This window comes from Pseudodonghicola flavimaris (assembly GCF_030164425.1).
Taxonomy (GTDB): domain Bacteria; phylum Pseudomonadota; class Alphaproteobacteria; order Rhodobacterales; family Rhodobacteraceae; genus Pseudodonghicola; species Pseudodonghicola flavimaris.
The window spans coordinates 62,857-78,692 of record NZ_JASNJD010000020.1 but is presented as its reverse complement, the minus strand read 5'-3'; the positions used below and the strand labels follow the sequence as shown (position 1 = coordinate 78,692).

The following is a 15,836-nucleotide window of genomic DNA, read 5'->3' as shown; positions in this document are numbered from 1 at the left end:
CGCTGCCCCCTCTTTGCGCGGGACGCGCAAATTCACCCCCGGAGTATTTTCGCAGAGAAGAAGCCGCCGGCGGGTCTCCCCTCCGGCGGCGGGATCAGCGCGCCGCGGCGGCGGTGAGCGCGGCGGGCAGGGCGGCGGCGAAGGCGTCGAGATCGGCCGGGCGGCCGCAGCTGACGCGGATGCAGCGGTTCTGGGGCGCGGCGAAGGGCATGCGGACGAAGATGCCGCGGGCGCCGAGCTCCTCGACCACCGCCTTGGCGAAGGCGCCGTCGCGGCCGCAGTCGATGGCGACGAAATTGGTCGCTGAGGGCAGGGCGCACAGCCCGTGGTCGGCGGCGATGGCGGCGATCCGGTCGCGGGCGGTGGCGATCTCGGTCCGGACATGCGCCAGCCAGTCGGCATCGCGCAGCGCCGCCAGCGCGCCGGCCTGGGCGGCGCGGTTCATGCCGAAGTGATTGCGCACCTTGTTGAAGGCGTCGATCAGCCCCGGCGCGGCGATGGCATAGCCGACCCGGGCCCCCGCCATGCCGTAGATCTTGGAGAAGGTGCGCATGCGGATCACCCGGGGATCGTCGGCGTCGATCGGCGCGGCGGTGCCCTCGGGGGCGCATTCGACATAGGCCTCGTCGAGGATCAGCAGGCTGCGCTCCGGCAGGTCCTGCATCGCGGCGACGATCTCCGCGCCCGGGCGCCAGGTGCCCATCGGGTTATCGGGATTGCAGAGGTAGACCAGCTTGGCATCGACCTCTGCCGCCTTGGCGAAGAGGCTGGCGGGATCTTCGCGATCCTCGACATAGGGCACCTTGTGCAGCACCCCGCCGAAGCCCGCGACATGATAGTTGAAGGTGGGATAGGCACCTTCGGAGGTGACCACGGCATCGCCTTCGCCGACCAGCAGCCGCACCAGATAGCCCAGCAGCCCATCGATGCCTTCGCCGACCATGATGTTCTCGGGGCGCACGCCATGATGCGCGGCCAGCGCGGCGCGCAGATCGTGGCTCTGGGCATCGCCGTATTTCCAGATCTCGGCCGCTTCGGCGCACATCGCCTCTACCGCCCGGGGCGAGGGGCCGAAGACATTCTCGTTCGCGCCGAGGCGGGCGGTGAAGGGGGTGCCGCGGTCGCGTTCCTGGGTTTCGGGCCCGACGAAGGGCACGGTGGCGGGCAGGGCTTGGACAAGCGGGGTGTAACGCGGTTCAGTCATGGCCGGCAGATACTCCGGGAACGGGGCTTCGGGCAAGCGGTTTGAATGCCCTAACGTCCGACTGGATTTCAGCGCCGGCTCAGGGGCACAGTGGCGGCGCAATCAGAGGAGGGGATGCCATGGCGCGCGTCGCGGTGGACTATCAGGATCATATTGCCCGGGTGACGCTGACCCGGGGCGACAAGATGAACGCGCTTGACGATGCGATGGTCGATGCGATCCTCGCCGCGGGCGAGGAGGTGGCAGCCTCGGACGCCCGCGCGGTGGTGCTCTCGGGCGAGGGCAAGAGCTTCTGCGCCGGGCTCGACATGGCGAGCTTTGCCAAGATGGGGCAGATGTCGGATATCGAGAGCTGGCTGATGGAGCGCACCCATCACGACGCCAACAAGATGCAGGAGGTGGCGATGATCTGGCGCCGCCTGCCGATGCCGGTGATCGCGGCGATCCGGGGCGCGGCCTTTGGCGGCGGGCTGCAGCTGGCGCTGGGGGCGGATATCCGCATCGCGGCCAGGGACGCGAAATTCGCGGTGATGGAGATGAAATGGGGCCTGGTCCCCGACATGGGCGGCATGGCACTGCTGCCCGGGCTGGTGCGGTCCGACGTGCTGCGGCTCTTGACCTATACCGCCACGCCGATCGGGGCCGAGCAAGCCGAGGGCTGGGGGCTGGTGACCGAGCTGGCGGAGGATCCGATGGCCCGCGCGCTGGAGATCGCGACGCATATCGCCGGCCAGAGCCCGGCAGCGATCCGCGCCGCCAAGCGGCTGATCGAGGTCGCCGAAAGCGCCGGGCAGGCGGAGGTGCTGCTGGCCGAATCCCGCCTGCAGGCGGGGGTGATCGGCAAGCCCGAGCAGATGGAGGTCGTGATGGCGCAGATGCAGGGCCGAAAGCCGGTGTTCAAATAGACGCAGAGATGCGGGCCGGGCAGGAACCCGGCCCCCGAGTGTCCGGTCAGCAGGGCGCGGCCAGGCGGTTGCGTTCAGTCGGGTGCGGTCAATCCAGCGGCGGGCCGGTAAACGTCAGGTGATGGCGTTCGGCGGCGGTCACGATGGCCGGCATGTCCTCCGGGATGCGGAACTGCCCCGCTGCCATCTCAGCGAAGAAGCCTTCGAACCCGCCCGGCGTCAGGATGATCAGATGGCGGCTCTCCCCATCGCCGGTCACCTTGAAGGTGTGCTCCTTTCCGCGTGGGATGAACACGGCTTCCCCGGCCGCCGCGATCTGTTCCGCGCCTTCGATCCAGACCCGGCATCGGCCGGTCAGGATGACGAAGATCTCGTCCTCGTTATGATGGATATGCCGCGGCGGGCCGCTGTCGGGAGGCGAGGTGCTGTCGACGATGGACATCGTCCCGTTGCTGTCCTCGGGGCTCAGGATCGTCTTGTACGTCACGCCGAGCCAGTCAATCACGTCGCGGTTCTGTGCAGAATGTGCCACCGCAGCCTCCTCCCAAAGTATTTTCAACAATAAGTGTGAGGGAATGTGGCGCCACCGCCGGCGTTCAAGTCAAGCCACCATTTCCCTGACGGCAGGAGAGGAGGGCGCCCGGCGTGCGGAAACGATAGGGGCCGGGGAAATCTTCCCCGGCCCCGTCGGTTTGCGGTTCTGACTGCGGCAGCGCCTATTCCAGCTCGGCGAGCCGTGCCAGCGCTTCTTTGATCCGGGCCTCTTCCTCCTCGCGGGCGGCGAGGTTGGCGCGGGTTTCCTCGACCACCTCTTCCGGGGCGGATTCGGCGAATTTGGGGTTCTTCAGCCGGCCGCGCAGACCGCCGAGTTCCTTGGCGAGCTTCTGCAGCGCCTTTTCCAGCCGCGATTTTTCCTCGGCGATATCGATGATGCCGGCCAACGGCAGGCCGAAGGTGGCGCCCTCGGCCGGGATCGTCACCGTGCCCTTCGGCAGGCTGTCGGCGCTCTCCAGCCCTTCGATCCGCGCCAGCCGCTTGATCAGCGTCTCGTTGCGGTCCCAGGCGGCCTGGCCGGTGGCGTCGATTTCGGTGACCAGCATCGGCACGTAGAGCCCGACCGGCACATGCATCTGCGCCCGGGCGGAGCGGACCGCCTCGATCAGCGCGATCACCCAGTTCATCTCGTGATCGGCCTGGGCGTCGACCAGATCGGCCGGTGCGTAATCGGGCCAGTCGCCATGCACCAGCATCTTGGCGCGGGTGCCAGACAGGCTCCACAGCTCCTCGGTGATGAAGGGCATGATCGGATGCAGCAGGATCAGGCACTGATCCAGCACCCATTTCATCGTCAGCCGGGTTTCCGCCTGAACGCCGGCGTCTTCGCCCTGTAGCAGCGGTTTGGCGAATTCGACGTACCAGTCGCAGACCTTGCCCCAGACGAAGGCATAGAGCGCGTTGGCGGCATCGTTGAAGCGGAAGTTCTGCAGCGCCTCGTCAACCTCGACCCGGACCTTGGCAGTTTCGCCGATGATCCACTTGTTCACCGTCTGCGCCGGGGTGGGGATGCTGTCCGCCGCCACCTCGAACACGCCGTTCATCTCGGCGAAGCGCATGGCGTTCCACAGCTTGGTGCCGAAGTTGCGATAGCCGGCGATCCGCTGGGTATCGAGCTTCAGCACCCCACCGAGCGAGGCCATCGCCGCATTGGTGAAGCGCAGCGCGTCGGCGCCGAATTCGTCGATGATCTCCAGCGGGTCGACCACGTTGCCGACCGATTTGGACATCTTCTTGCCCTTGGCGTCGCGGACGAGGCCGTGCAGATAGACCGTGCTGAAGGGGATCTGATCGACCACCGCCAGCTGCATCATGATCATCCGGGCGACCCAGAAGAACAGGATGTCCTGCCCGGTGACCAGCACGTCGGTGGGGAAATAGCGGCCCAGCTCCGGCGTCTGCTCCGGCCAGCCCAGCGTGCCGATCGGCCACAGGCCCGAGCTGAACCAGGTGTCCAGAACGTCCGGGTCCTGCCAGACCGGATAGACCAGCTTGGTCGGATCCTGATCCATTTCATATTGCGCCAGGCTCGCGGCGAACATCTCCACCGCGGCGTGTTTGTCGGCCACCTCGACGATGCGGGCATCGGCGATCGGCACCGGGGTATCGGCCAGTTCGTCGCGGAAGGCCTGCGTCACCCCGTCGAAATCGGCGGCGCAGTGATGCACGGCGCCCATATGGACCAGGCCGTTCAGCAGCAGCCGGCCCATTTCCACCACGTCGAGCGCGCCATCGCCCTCGTCATCCTTGAAATCCGGCGCCGAGAGGTCGAGCCCGTACCACACCGGGATCTGGTGGCCCCACCACAGCTGGCGCGAGATGCACCAGGGCTCGATATTCTCCAACCAGTGGTAATAGGTTTTCTCGCCGCTTTCGGGGATGATGGTGATGTCGCCGCCGCGCACCGCGTCCAGCGCCGGGCCGACGATCTTGGCGGTATCGACGAACCACTGATCGGTCAGCATCGGTTCGATAACTACCTTGGAGCGGTCGCCGAAGGGCTGCATGATCGGCTTGTTCTCGACCAGGGGCACCCGTTCGTCGTCCTCGGCGGTGATCATCACCGCCAGGCCTTCCTCAGTGATCTGCTCGACCACCCGTTTGCGCGCCTCGAAGCGGTCGAGCCCGCGCAGATCGTCGGGCACCAGGTTCAGCGTGTCGACTTCCAGCTCGGTGAACTCGGCGCCACCGGCGATCTCCTGCGCCCGGGCCGCGCAATCGGCATAGGAGAGGCCGTCGGCGCGCAGATGGCCCTTGGTGTCCATCAGCCGGTACATCGGAATGCCGCCGCGCTTGGCCACCTGATAGTCGTTGAAATCATGCGCGCCGGTGATCTTCACCGCGCCGGACCCGAAGGTGGGATCGGGGTATTCGTCGGTGATGATCGGGATCAGGCGGCGGAACTCTTTCGGACCCACCGGGATTTCGCAGAGTTTGCCGACGATGGGGGCATAGCGTTCGTCCGAGGGGTGCACCGCAACGGCACCGTCGCCCAGCATGGTTTCGGGCCGGGTGGTGGCGATGGAGATGTAATCGCGTTCCTCTTCGAGGATGACGTTCCCGTCATCGTCCTTCTCGATATAGGTATAGGTCTCGCCGCCGGCGAGCGGGTATTTGAAATGCCACATATGGCCGGCGACTTCGATATTCTCGACCTCGAGATCGGAGATCGCGGTCTCGAAATGCGGGTCCCAGTTGACCAGCCGCTTGCCGCGATAGATCAGCCCCTTGTCGTACATGTCGACGAAGACCTTGATCACCGCATCGTGGAAGTTGCCCTCTTCCCCCGCCGGTGCCCCCGGCGCGCCGGACATGGTGAAGGCGTTGCGGTCCCAGTCGCAGGAGGCACCGAGCCGTTTGAGCTGGTTGATGATGGTGCCGCCGGACTGCTGCTTCCATTCCCAGACCTTGTCGGTGAAGGCCTCGCGCCCCATCTCGCGGCGTGACGGTTGCTGGGTGCGGGCCAGTTCGCGTTCCACCACCATCTGGGTGGCGATGCCGGCATGGTCCTGACCGGGTTGCCACAGCGTGTCGAAGCCGCGCATCCGGTGCCAGCGCACCAGAATATCCTGCAGCGTGTTGTTGAAGGCGTGGCCCATGTGCAGGCTGCCGGTCACGTTCGGCGGCGGGATCATGATGCAGAAGGTCTCGGCCCGGCTGGCATTGGCGCCGGCGCGGAAACAGCCGGCCTCTTCCCAGGCCTTGTACAAACGGTCTTCGGCTTCCGCCGCGTTGAAGGTCTTGTCCATCGCCATGCGGGAGGATCCCCTGATCAGTCACTGTCGGTTTGGCCCAATCTCCTAGCGAATGGGCCGGGCAAGGGAAAGGTGGCGCAGAGACTTTTTCCCCATTGCGGCCGCGGCGAAAGCGGGTGACAGCGCCGCCCCCGGCGGGCAAACATGCGGCAGCGGCCCGGTGAACGGGCGGATCGGACGGGGCAGGACAGGACGGAGACAGGCGCATGGACGAGATTCGGGTCTATGGCTTCGATGGCAAGGGCGGCGCGCGCCCGCTGCCCACCGACCGGCTGCGCGCCCGCGATCCGGCGGCCACTGGCTCGGGCTTCGTCTGGGCCCATGTCGACGGTTGGACCGCGCCGGGGCGCGACTGGCTCGTGGCCACCGGGATGGAACCGCTGGAGCTGGAGGCGATGCTGGCTGAGGAGACCCGGCCGCGCTGCGCCATTCACGGCGATATCGTGCTGGTGAACCTGCGCGGGGTGAACCTGACCCCGGGGGCGGAGCCGGAGGACATGATCTCTCTGCGGCTGTTCATCTCGGAACATGTCGTGATCACCACCCAAATGCGGGATTTGCAGGCGGTGGACGATCTGATGGATTCGCTCGACCGCGGCGCGCCGGGGCCGGTTTCTCCCGGCGATCTGATCGCGCGGCTGGCGCTCAGGCTGGCGGATCGGGCCGAGCCGGTGGTGGCGGCGCTGAACGAACGCGCCGACAAGCTGGAGGATGCGGTGGACGCGCCCGAGGGACCGGGCCGTGAGGAGCGGGCGGAACTGGCCGACATCCGCCGCGAGGCGATCCTGCTCAGGCGCTACATGTTTCCGCAGCGCGACGCGCTGTCGACGTTGGAGATCGAGGACCTGGCCTGGCTGACCCAGCGCGACCGCGGCCGGCTGCGCGAGGCGACCGAGCGGGTGACCCGTCTGGCCGAGGAACTAGATGCGATCCGAGATCGGGCGCAGGTGGTGCAGGATCAGATCACCGATCTGCGCGCCGAGGCGATGAACCGGCAGATGCTGCTGTTGTCGGTGGTCGCCGCGATCTTCCTGCCGATGAGCCTGCTGACCGGGCTGCTGGGCATCAATGTCGGCGGCATTCCCGGGGCGCATTCCCGGCTCGCCTTCTGGCTGGTCTGCCTGCTGCTGGTGGCGATGGGTGTCGGGCTGGGCTGGCTGTTTCGCCGGCTCGGCCTGCTGGGCAAGTGAGGGGAGCGCGCTGGGGGCGCTGCCCCCGCCGCCTGCCGGCGGCTCCTCCGGGGCATTTCGGGCCAGAAAAAGCCCCGCGGCGGCGCTCAGGGGGCGTGGTCGATCCTGGTGCTGAGGTGAATCAGGCTCTCCAGGCTTTCGACGCCGTCGATCGCGCCGATCCGGTCGAGCCGGTCCTCCAGTTCGGCGGTGGTCCGGGCGGCGATCTGGATCATCAGGTCGAACCGGCCGGAGGTGGTGTGCACCATTTCGATCCCGGGAAGCCCGCGCAGCGCCGCCAGCACCGCAGGCCCGCTGCGCGGGGCGCGCGACAGCAGCACCGTGGCGCGCAGCGGCGGGCCGTCGATCGGGGCGGTGCGCAGGGTGTAGCCGGCGATCACGCCGCTCTGTTCCAGCCGGTCCAGCCGGGTCTGGACGGTGGTGCGCGGCAGGTCGAGACGGCGGGCGAGATCGCTGACCGGCCTGCGCGCATTCTCGCGCAGGAGCGCAAGCAATTTGCGATCATTTGTATCAATCTGCATAATATTTATGGCACTCTGACGAAAAATACTTGTCGTTATGACGTATTTCAGCGTGATTTCGACGAAAAACAAGGTCAGGTTGGGAAAATGTGATGAGAGGACATCCGGTGAAACATCTGGCGACGCCCTGGGTGGAACCAGAGACCTACCTGACGCGCATGCGTCCCGATCATCCGGTTCTGTTCCTGTCACCGGACGAGCTGCAGAGCACGGCGCGGCGGTTTCAGGAGGGGTTTCCGGGGCTTGTCACCTATGCGGTCAAGGCCAATGAGCGCAGCGAGGTGCTGTCGAACCTCGATGCCGCCGGGATCGCGGGGTTCGATGTGTCCTCCCCGTCGGAAATGCGCGCGGTGCGGGCAATCAATACCGCGGCGGTGCTGCACTACAACAACCCGGTGCGCAGTCCGGCCGAGGTCACGGCCGGGATCGAGATGCGCGCCGCCAGCTGGTCGGTTGATGAGCTTTCGGAGCTGCGCAAGCTGGAGGAGGTGCCGCGCAGTACCGAGGTGGCGGTTCAGTTCGCCCTGCCGGTGGGCGGCGCGGCCTATGACTTCGGGGAGCGCTCCGGTGCCTCGCCGGCGCGCGCGGCAGAGCTGCTGGCGGTGGTCGCGGCCTCCGGCTGGCGTCCGGCGCTGTGTTTCCATCCCGGCACCCAATGCGAGGATCCGCAGGCCTGGGTGCGCTATATCGAGGTGGCGGCGCAGATTGCCGAACAGGCGGGGGTCCGGATCGCCCGGCTGAATGTCGGCGGCGGCTTTGCCGCGCATCGGTCGGGCCGCGCGCCGGACCTGCAGGCGGTCTTCGATGCCATCGGGGCGGCGACGGCCCGCGCCTTCGGCGACGCGGCGCCGGCGCTGATCTGCGAACCGGGGCGGGCCATGGTGGCGGAGGCTTTCACCCTCGCGACCCGGATCAAGGGGATGCGCGACGATGGCCGGGTGGTGTTCCTGAACGATGGAATCTACGGCGGGCTGATCGATCTGCGGGACATGGGGCTGCCGGAGCGGGTGCGGGTGCTGAGCCCGGAGGGCACGCCGCGCCAGGGGCTCAGGGTGCCGCGCTGCGTCTTCGGGCCGACCTGCGACAGTCTCGACCGCCTGCCCGAGGGGCTGCTGCTGCCGTCCGATGCGATGCCGGGCGACTATGTGCTGTTCGATGCGATGGGCGCCTATTCCATCGCCATGTCGACCGGCTTCAACGGTTATGGGCTGCGTCATGTGGTGACGGTGCTGGGGCTGGGTGGACTTTCCGGTCAGGCGGATTAGGCTTCGCCCCGGGAGAATTCGCAGGAAAAGGCGCGCCAATGGAGAAATTCGGGAAAAGCCAGCCGGTTACGCGGGTGGAGGATCTGCGGCTGTTGACCGGGCACGGACGGTATGTCGACGATATCGCGCCGGAGGGCGCGCTGCATGCCTATGTTCTGCGCGCGCCGGTGGCGCATGGCACCATTGTGTCGCTGGACGTGGAGGATGCGCGCACCGCCGAGGGGGTGCATCTGGTGCTGACGGCCGCCGATCTGGAGGCCGCCGGGATCACCGCCGGGATGTCCGGCGTGGTGCTGGACAACCGCGACGGAACCAAAGCGGCGGCGCCGCATCGGCCGGTGCTGGCGGAGGAGAAGGTTACCCATGTCGGCGAGCCGATGGTGCTGATCGTGGCGGAGACGCTGATCCAGGCACGCGACGCTTCGGAGATGATCACCTTCGATATCGAGGATTTGCCGGCCAAGATGGACCTGGTGCCGGGGGGCGCGACGATTCACCCGGAGGCGCCCGACAACCGCGCCTTTGACTGGGGGCAGGGGGACGAGGCCGCGACCGAGGCGGCCTTTGCCGAGGCCGCCCATATGGTCAGTCTGGAGGTCGGCGACAACCGGATCATCGTCAACCCGATGGAGCCGCGCGGCTGTTTCGCCGAATGGGACGGGCAGCGGCTGCATCTGGCCTTCGGCGGCCAGGGGGTCTGGGGCATGAAGGCCGAACTGGCGCGGATACTGAATCTCGACAAGGCGGACGTGCGGGTCACCAACCCGGATGTCGGCGGCGGCTTCGGCATGAAGGCGGCACCCTATCCGGAGTATTTCGCGGTGGCGCAGGCGGCGCGGACGCTGGGCCGTCCGGTGCGCTGGATGGCCGATCGCAGCGAATCCATGCTGTCGGACCACGGCGGCCGCGATCTGGTGTCGCTGGCCGAACTGGCCTTCGATGCGGATCACCGGATCACCGCCTATCGGGTCAGGACCCGATGCAATCTCGGCGCCTATAATTCCAACTTCGGCCAGGCGATCCAGACGCGGCTGTTCTCCCGCGTGCTGATGGGGGTCTACGACGTGCAGACCACCTGGCTGCAGGTGGAGGGCTATTACACCAACACCACCCAGGTGGACGCCTATCGCGGCGCCGGCCGGCCGGAGGCGATCTATGTGCTGGAACGGGTGATGGATCGCGCCGCGCGCGAGCTGGGCACCGATCCCTGGACGCTCCGTCGCAAGAACTTCATCCGGCCGGAGCGGTTCCCCTATACATCGGCTACCGGCGAAACCTATGACGTCGGCGATTTCGACAAGGTGCTGAGCCGGGTGGAGCAGGAGGCCGATGCCGCCGGTTTCGCGGCGCGGGCGGCGGCGGATGCGGCGCGCGGACTGCTGCGCGGGCAGGGGCTGTGCTATTACATCGAAAGTATCCTCGGCGATCCGAGCGAGGGCGCCCGGGTCGAATTCTGCGACGACGGCACGGTCAACCTCTATGTCGGCACCCAGTCGAACGGGCAGGGACACGAAACGGTTTATGCCCAGTTCCTGTCGGATCAGACCGGGATCCCGGCGCATCTGATCCATGTGGTGCAGGGCGACAGCGACCGCATCGCCAAGGGCGGCGGCACCGGCGGATCGCGGTCGGTCACCACCCAGAGCACCGCGACGCTGGCCGCGGTGGATACCATGATCGCGGCCTTCGCCCCCTATCTGGCCGACAAGATGGGGGTCACCCCCGAGGCGGTGGGCTTCGACGAGGAACGTTTCCGCGCGCCGGGGTCGAACCTGAGCCCGACGATGATCGAGGCGGCGGAGATGGCCCGGCAGGATCAGCGCAGCGATCTCCTGGTGCACGAGGCGCGGGCGACGCTGCCCGGGCGGTCCTATCCCAACGGCGCCCATGTCGCCGAGGTGGTGATCGATCCCGAAACCGGCCGGGCGCATGTGGACCGCTATACCGTGGTCGACGATTTCGGCAATCTGATCAATCCACTGCTGGCCGAAGGTCAGGTGCATGGCGGTGTCGTGCAGGGGCTGGGACAGGTGTTCTGCGAACATGTGGTCTATGACGAGGACGGTCAGCTTCTGACCGCCAGCTTCATGGATTACGCCTTGCCGCGGGCAGCGGATGTGCCGATGATCGGATTCACCTCTGAGCCGGTGCCCTCCACCGCCAACCTGATGGGGATGAAGGGCTGTGGCGAGGCGGGCACCGTCGGGTCTCTGGCGGCTGCGGCCAATGCGGTACAGGACGCGCTGTGGCCCCTGGGGGTGCGGCAGGCCGACATGCCGTTCACGCCGCTGAAACTGTGGGAGTTGCTGAAGGATGGTGCTGAGGCGGCTGCGTGACCGGGTCTTCGGCTGGTTCAGCCGGCCGCTCCGGTCGGAACATTCTGCCGAGACCCGATATCGTGGCCCGCTGACCCATGTGATCATCCTCGACGGCACCATGTCGTCGCTGGAGCCGGGGTATGAGACGCATGCCGGAACGACCTATCGCCTCTGTCGAGAGATGGGGGCGCGGGTCTCGGTCTATTACGAGGCGGGAGTGCAATGGCCGCATTGGCACGCCACCGCCGATGTGGTGATGGGGCGCGGCATCAACCGGCAGATTCGCCGGGCCTATGGCTATCTCGCCTCGCGCTATCATCCCGGCGATCGGATCTATCTGATGGGCTATTCGCGCGGCGCCTATGCGGTGCGCTCGCTGGCGGGGATGATCGATCAGGTCGGGCTGCTGCGTGCCGAGAGCGCCACCGAGCGCAACATCCGCAGCGTCTATCGTCACTATGAGATGACACCGCTGAGCGCGGCCGCCCGGGCCTTTGCGCGGGCGCATTGCCACCCGTCGGTGGAGATCGAGATGGTCGGGGTCTGGGACACCGTCAAGGCGCTGGGGCTGCGGCTGCCGTTCCTGTGGACGCTGACGGAGGAGCGGCACGCCTTTCACAATCATCACCTCGGCGCCTCGGTCCGCAACGGGTTTCACGCGCTGGCGCTGGATGAGACCCGGGCGGTCTTCGAGCCGGTGCTGTGGACCGGATCGCGCGACTGGCCGGGACATGTGGAACAGGTCTGGTTCCGTGGCGCCCATGGCGATATCGGCGGCCAGTTGGGCGGCTATGAGGTGGCCCGGCCGCTGGCCAACATGTCGCTGGTCTGGATGCTGGAGCAGGCCGAACGCTGCGGCTTGCCGTTGCCGCAGGGCTGGGCGTTGCGGTTCTTCACCGACCCCACGGCGCCCTCGGTCGGGACCTGGCGCGGCTGGGGCAAGCTCTTCCTGCTGCGCAAGCCGCGGGTGGTGGGCGTCGATCCCTCCGAACGGATCTATGAAAGCCTGTCGTCGACACGCCACTGAACACGTCCCCGGACGAGAGGAGGGCTGCCGGTGACAGCGGCTCCGCGACCGGGAGAGTTGGGGGGCTCTGCCCCCGGCGCCTCTGGCGCCTCCCCCGGGATATTTGGACCCAGGTCGAAGCAGGCAGGGGGCGGGCTCAGCCAGGCAGGCGCATGACGATGCAGGTGGTGGAGCCGGTGGCATAGAGCTTGTCGTCGGCGACGCCGCGGATTTCGCCATGGGCCACGCCGGTGGAGCGGCCGACGTGATCGGCGATGCCGATGCTGTCGACTTCCACGCCGATCGGCACCGGGCGCAGGATGTTGATCTTGTATTCCAGCGTTGTGTAGGTGGCGCCGCGATCGACCATGGTCTGCACCGCGCAGGCCATGGAGCTGTCCAGCAGCGTGCCGTACCAGCCGCCGTGGACCGAGCCCAGCGGGTTAGTGAAATCGAAGCCGGGGCGGCCGCGGAACACCACGCGGCCCTTTTCGATCTGATGCAGGCGATAGTTCAGCGTGCGGGAGATCGGCGGTGCCGGCAGTCGGCCGTCGCGCATCGCCTCCATGAATTCGAGCCCCGAGAGCTTCGACAGCTCTTCGGGGCTCAGCAGATCGTCCAGGCTTTCGGCGTATTTCATGGCATGTCCTCCTCCTCGCGCCGGGACGCTAGCATCCCGGTGGGGGCGGACAAGCCGTTACGCCACGTTCTGCAGGTTCGCTTTCGGCGTCACGCCGAGGGCGTGGCAGACATCGCGGGTCAGTTCCGGCCGGTTCAGCGTGTAGAAATGCAGCCGCTCGACGCCGCCGGCCAGCAGATCGCTGCAAAGCTCGGTGCAGAGCGCTGTGGCCAGCAGATCCTCGCGGCCATCGCGCACTGCCTTGTCGAAGGCCTCCTCGACCCACTGCGGGATATGGGTGCCGCAGCGGCGGGCGAAGTTGCGGGCGCCCTTCCAGTTCTCGATCGGCAGGATGCCGGGGGTGATCCGGCTGCCGTCGATACCGGCCTTTTCGCAGGCGTCGCGGAAGCGGAAGAAGGTTTCCGCCTCGAAGAAGAACTGGGTCAGCGCCTCATCAGCGCCGGCGTCCAGCTTGCGCTTCAGCCAGTCGATATCGGCCTGGGCCGAGGCGGCCTCAGGATGGACGTCCGGATAGCAGCCGACGCGGATCGAGAACTGGCCGGTGGCGGCCAGCGCCTCGATCAGCTCCACCGAATTGGCAAAGCCGCCGGGGTAGGGGGTGAACTTGCCTTCGCCTTTCGGCGGGTCGCCACGCAGCGCGACGATCTCGGTCACGCCGGCCTTGGCGAAGCTGTCGGCGATGGTCAGGGTCTCTTCCCGGGTGGCGTTGACGCAGGTCAGATGCGCCGCCACCTTCAGGCCGGAGGACTTGTGCAGCGTCGCCACGGCATCGCGGGTCAGGTCACGGGTGGTGCCGCCGGCCCCGTAGGTGACGGAGACGAACCGCGGGTCCAGCGGTGCGAGCGATTGCACCGTGTCCCACAGCCGGAAGGAACCTTCCAGATTCTGCGGCGGGAAGAATTCGAACGAAACTTCGGGCACTTTGGGGGTCACAGGAGTGGTCACGGGTCTATCCTCAAATTTTCACTCTTGTCGCATATTCCCCATTGTGAGACAAACTCATAATTCTCATCAACAACATGAGTCAAACTGTGGGTTTCCATCTGGAGTTCCGCCATCTGCGGACCATCAAGGCCATACACGACTGTGGCGGGCTGGCCCGGGCGGCCGACCAGCTGCACATCACCCAGAGCGCGCTGAGCCATCAGATCAAGGGGCTGGAAGATCAGGCCGGGGTCGAACTGTTCGTGCGCAGATCGAAGCCGATGCGGCTGTCGGCGGCGGGGCTGCGGCTGTTGCGGCTGGCCGAACAGGTGCTGCCGCAGATCGAGGCGATGGAAAAGGAATTCGGGGCGCTGAAAAGCGGCCGCGCCGGGCGGCTGCATATCGCGATCGAATGTCATGCCTGTTTCGAATGGCTGTTCCCGGTGCTGGAGAGCTTTCGCCGCAGCTGGCCCGATGTCGATGTCGATATCCGTCCGGGGCTGGCCTTCGACGCGCTGCCGGCGCTGCTGAAGGGGGAGGTGGACCTGGTGGTCTCCTCCGATCCGGAGGTGCTGCCGGGGGTGGAATTCATCGAACTGTTCGATTACGCGCCGGTTTTCGTGGCCGCCGCCTCGCACCCGCTGGCGGCGAAACCCTGGATCGACGCGGAGGATTTCCGCGATCAGACCCTGATCACCTATCCGGTGGAACGGTCGCGGCTGGATATCTTCAGCCAGCTGCTGGGGCCGGCCAAGGTGGAACCGGCGGCGGTGCGGCAGGTGGAGCTGACGGCGATGATCCTGCTGCTGGTGGTGTCGAACCGCGGGGTTTCGGTGCTGCCGGACTGGGTGGTGCGCGAGGTCAAATACAGTTCCGACTATGTCACTCGGCCGCTGACAGAGGCGGGGATCACCCGCGGCCTCTATGCCGCCGTGCGCGACGAGGATCGCGACAAGCCCTTCATGCGCGAGCTGATCACGCTGGCCCGGCAGGAAGCGCGCAAGCTGCAACAGGCCTGAGACCGCCGGGACCGGGACAGCGGGTCTCCGGGGCGGACATCATCGAGACGATCGGAAAGGATTATCATGCGTGTCATCGTTCATGGGGTCGGCGCCATCGGCGGCGTCATTGCGGGCGGCCTTGCGCTGAGCGGCCAGGAGGTCGTGGGTATTGCCCGTGGTGCCCAGCTGGAGGCGCTGCGGAGCGGCGGGCTCACCCTGCGGGGGCCGGGTTGGGTGGAACACACGCGGTTCGACTGTGTCGCCGATCCGTCCGACATCGCTCTGACGCCCGAGGATGTGGTGATCCTGACGGTCAAGGGGCAGGACACGGCGGCGGCGCTGGGCCAGCTGCGGGCGGCGGGGTTGAGCGATCAGCCGCTGTTCTGCGCCCAGAACGGGGTGGCAAACGAACGCGCGGCGCTGAGGTTGTTTCCGAATGTCCATGGCATGACGGTGATGTCTCCGTCGCAGTTCACCGTGCCGGGCGAAGTGGCGATCTTCGCCGGGCCGCGGATGGGGATCTTCGATCTCGGTCGCTATCCGGGCGGGGCCGATGCCGCAGATGAGGCGCTGGCGGGCGCGCTCAACCGAGGCAATTTCGCGGCCTTCGTGGCCACCGATGTGATGGCGAGCAAATACGGCAAGCTGCTGCTGAACCTGCGCAATATCTGTGAGGCGGCGCTGGGGGACGGCGATCTGACCGACCGGCTGGCCGAGGCTGCCCGGGCCGAGGCACGGCAGGTGCTGCAGGCGGCCGGTATCGGCTGGCAGGATGTCGGCCTCGCCGATCCGCGCCGCAAGGAGTTCATGCAGATGGCGCCGGTCGAAGGGGTCGGCCGGGCCGGAACCTCGACCGCGCAGAGCCTGGCGCGCGGCGCGGGGTCGATCGAGACCGATTATCTGAACGGGGAAATCGCGCTGATCGGGCGTCTGAACGGGATCGAGGCGCCGGTGAACGGCTATCTGGCGGCCCTGGGGGCGCGGATGTTGCGCGAGGGGATTGCCCCGGGCGCGGTGTCGCCCGGGGAGGTCGCTGCGGTTCTGGGCCTCTGA

Annotated in this window: 13 protein-coding genes; 7 read left to right on the top strand and 6 right to left on the bottom strand. The window is 67.1% G+C overall.

The window, feature by feature from the left end; genetic code table 11:
* Positions 1-94 precede the first annotated feature (94 nt).
* The gene (locus tag QO033_RS20180) at positions 95-1,204 is read right to left on the bottom strand and encodes a pyridoxal phosphate-dependent aminotransferase (protein WP_284482776.1); all 1,110 of its coding nucleotides are present in this window, start codon (positions 1,202-1,204) and stop codon (positions 95-97) included.
* Positions 1,205-1,323: 119 nt separating this feature from the next.
* On the opposite strand from QO033_RS20180, the gene QO033_RS20175 reads away from it, so the two are divergent.
* Entirely contained in the window at positions 1,324-2,109 is a 786-nt protein-coding gene (locus QO033_RS20175; RefSeq protein ID WP_284482775.1) for a crotonase/enoyl-CoA hydratase family protein, read from the top strand.
* Between the two features lie 88 nt (positions 2,110-2,197).
* On the opposite strand, the gene QO033_RS20170 is transcribed toward QO033_RS20175, so the two are convergent.
* Both QO033_RS20170 and QO033_RS20165 read right to left on the bottom strand, forming a co-directional pair.
* A complete protein-coding gene (locus QO033_RS20170; RefSeq protein ID WP_284482774.1) occupies positions 2,198-2,641 on the bottom strand; it encodes a cupin domain-containing protein in 444 nt (147 codons plus the stop codon).
* A 184-nt stretch (positions 2,642-2,825) separates the two neighbouring features.
* On the bottom strand, positions 2,826-5,918 hold the full coding sequence (locus QO033_RS20165; protein ID WP_284482773.1) for a valine--tRNA ligase: 3,093 nt from the start codon (positions 5,916-5,918) through the stop codon (positions 2,826-2,828).
* A 206-nt stretch (positions 5,919-6,124) separates the two neighbouring features.
* Here QO033_RS20165 and QO033_RS20160 point away from each other — a divergent pair, with 206 nt between their 5' ends.
* A complete protein-coding gene (locus QO033_RS20160) occupies positions 6,125-7,108 on the top strand; it encodes a zinc transporter ZntB (RefSeq protein ID WP_284482772.1) in 984 nt (327 codons plus the stop codon).
* Positions 7,109-7,194: 86 nt separating this feature from the next.
* Here QO033_RS20160 and QO033_RS20155 read toward each other — a convergent pair whose 3' ends face one another.
* Positions 7,195-7,629 carry an Lrp/AsnC family transcriptional regulator gene (locus QO033_RS20155; RefSeq protein ID WP_284482771.1) on the bottom strand — a complete coding sequence of 145 codons (435 nt, stop codon included), beginning with the start codon at positions 7,627-7,629 and terminating at the stop codon, positions 7,195-7,197.
* A gap of 92 nt (positions 7,630-7,721) precedes the next feature.
* On the opposite strand from QO033_RS20155, the gene QO033_RS20150 reads away from it, so the two are divergent.
* Genes QO033_RS20150 through QO033_RS20140 form a run of 3 tightly spaced genes read left to right on the top strand, consistent with a single transcriptional unit; the run spans position 7,722 to position 12,239 of the window.
* Positions 7,722-8,894 carry an alanine racemase gene (locus QO033_RS20150; protein ID WP_284482770.1) on the top strand — a complete coding sequence of 391 codons (1,173 nt, stop codon included), beginning with the start codon at positions 7,722-7,724 and terminating at the stop codon, positions 8,892-8,894.
* A 38-nt stretch (positions 8,895-8,932) separates the two neighbouring features.
* Positions 8,933-11,230, top strand: coding sequence for a xanthine dehydrogenase family protein molybdopterin-binding subunit (locus tag QO033_RS20145; RefSeq protein ID WP_284482769.1), 2,298 nt, complete (start codon positions 8,933-8,935; stop codon positions 11,228-11,230).
* On the top strand, positions 11,208-12,239 hold the full coding sequence (locus tag QO033_RS20140) for a DUF2235 domain-containing protein (protein WP_284482768.1): 1,032 nt from the start codon (positions 11,208-11,210) through the stop codon (positions 12,237-12,239). Before QO033_RS20145 ends, QO033_RS20140 begins: the two co-directional genes overlap by 23 nt.
* 136 nt (positions 12,240-12,375) lie before the next feature.
* Here the strand turns inward: QO033_RS20140 and QO033_RS20135 are convergent, their stop codons facing one another.
* Both QO033_RS20135 and metF read right to left on the bottom strand, forming a co-directional pair.
* Positions 12,376-12,858: a PaaI family thioesterase gene (locus tag QO033_RS20135; protein WP_284482767.1), complete on the bottom strand. Its 483-nt coding sequence runs from the start codon at positions 12,856-12,858 to the stop codon at positions 12,376-12,378.
* 57 nt (positions 12,859-12,915) lie between these two features.
* Positions 12,916-13,803, bottom strand: a complete 888-nt coding sequence (gene metF / locus QO033_RS20130; RefSeq protein WP_284482766.1) for a methylenetetrahydrofolate reductase [NAD(P)H] — start codon at positions 13,801-13,803, stop codon at positions 12,916-12,918.
* An 86-nt stretch (positions 13,804-13,889) separates the two neighbouring features.
* On the opposite strand from metF, the gene QO033_RS20125 reads away from it, so the two are divergent.
* Both QO033_RS20125 and QO033_RS20120 read left to right on the top strand, forming a co-directional pair.
* The gene (locus tag QO033_RS20125) at positions 13,890-14,801 is read left to right on the top strand and encodes a LysR family transcriptional regulator (protein WP_284482765.1); all 912 of its coding nucleotides are present in this window, start codon (positions 13,890-13,892) and stop codon (positions 14,799-14,801) included.
* Between the two features lie 66 nt (positions 14,802-14,867).
* Entirely contained in the window at positions 14,868-15,836 is a 969-nt protein-coding gene (locus QO033_RS20120; protein ID WP_284482764.1) for a ketopantoate reductase family protein, read from the top strand.

Bases quoted from the DNA above. Each gene is read 5' to 3' on its own strand.
- QO033_RS20180 (WP_284482776.1), bottom strand. From the start codon at position 1,204: ATGACTGAACCGCGTTACACCCCGCTTGTCCAAGCCCTGCCCGCCACC.
- QO033_RS20175 (WP_284482775.1), top strand. From the start codon at position 1,324: ATGGCGCGCGTCGCGGTGGACTATCAGGATCATATTGCCCGGGTGACG.
- QO033_RS20165 (WP_284482773.1), bottom strand. From the start codon at position 5,918: ATGGCGATGGACAAGACCTTCAACGCGGCGGAAGCCGAAGACCGTTTG.
- QO033_RS20160 (WP_284482772.1), top strand. From the start codon at position 6,125: ATGGACGAGATTCGGGTCTATGGCTTCGATGGCAAGGGCGGCGCGCGC.
- QO033_RS20155 (WP_284482771.1), bottom strand. From the start codon at position 7,629: ATGCAGATTGATACAAATGATCGCAAATTGCTTGCGCTCCTGCGCGAG.
- QO033_RS20150 (WP_284482770.1), top strand. From the start codon at position 7,722: ATGAGAGGACATCCGGTGAAACATCTGGCGACGCCCTGGGTGGAACCA.
- QO033_RS20145 (WP_284482769.1), top strand. From the start codon at position 8,933: ATGGAGAAATTCGGGAAAAGCCAGCCGGTTACGCGGGTGGAGGATCTG.
- QO033_RS20140 (WP_284482768.1), top strand. From the start codon at position 11,208: ATGGTGCTGAGGCGGCTGCGTGACCGGGTCTTCGGCTGGTTCAGCCGG.
- QO033_RS20135 (WP_284482767.1), bottom strand. From the start codon at position 12,858: ATGAAATACGCCGAAAGCCTGGACGATCTGCTGAGCCCCGAAGAGCTG.
- QO033_RS20120 (WP_284482764.1), top strand. From the start codon at position 14,868: ATGCGTGTCATCGTTCATGGGGTCGGCGCCATCGGCGGCGTCATTGCG.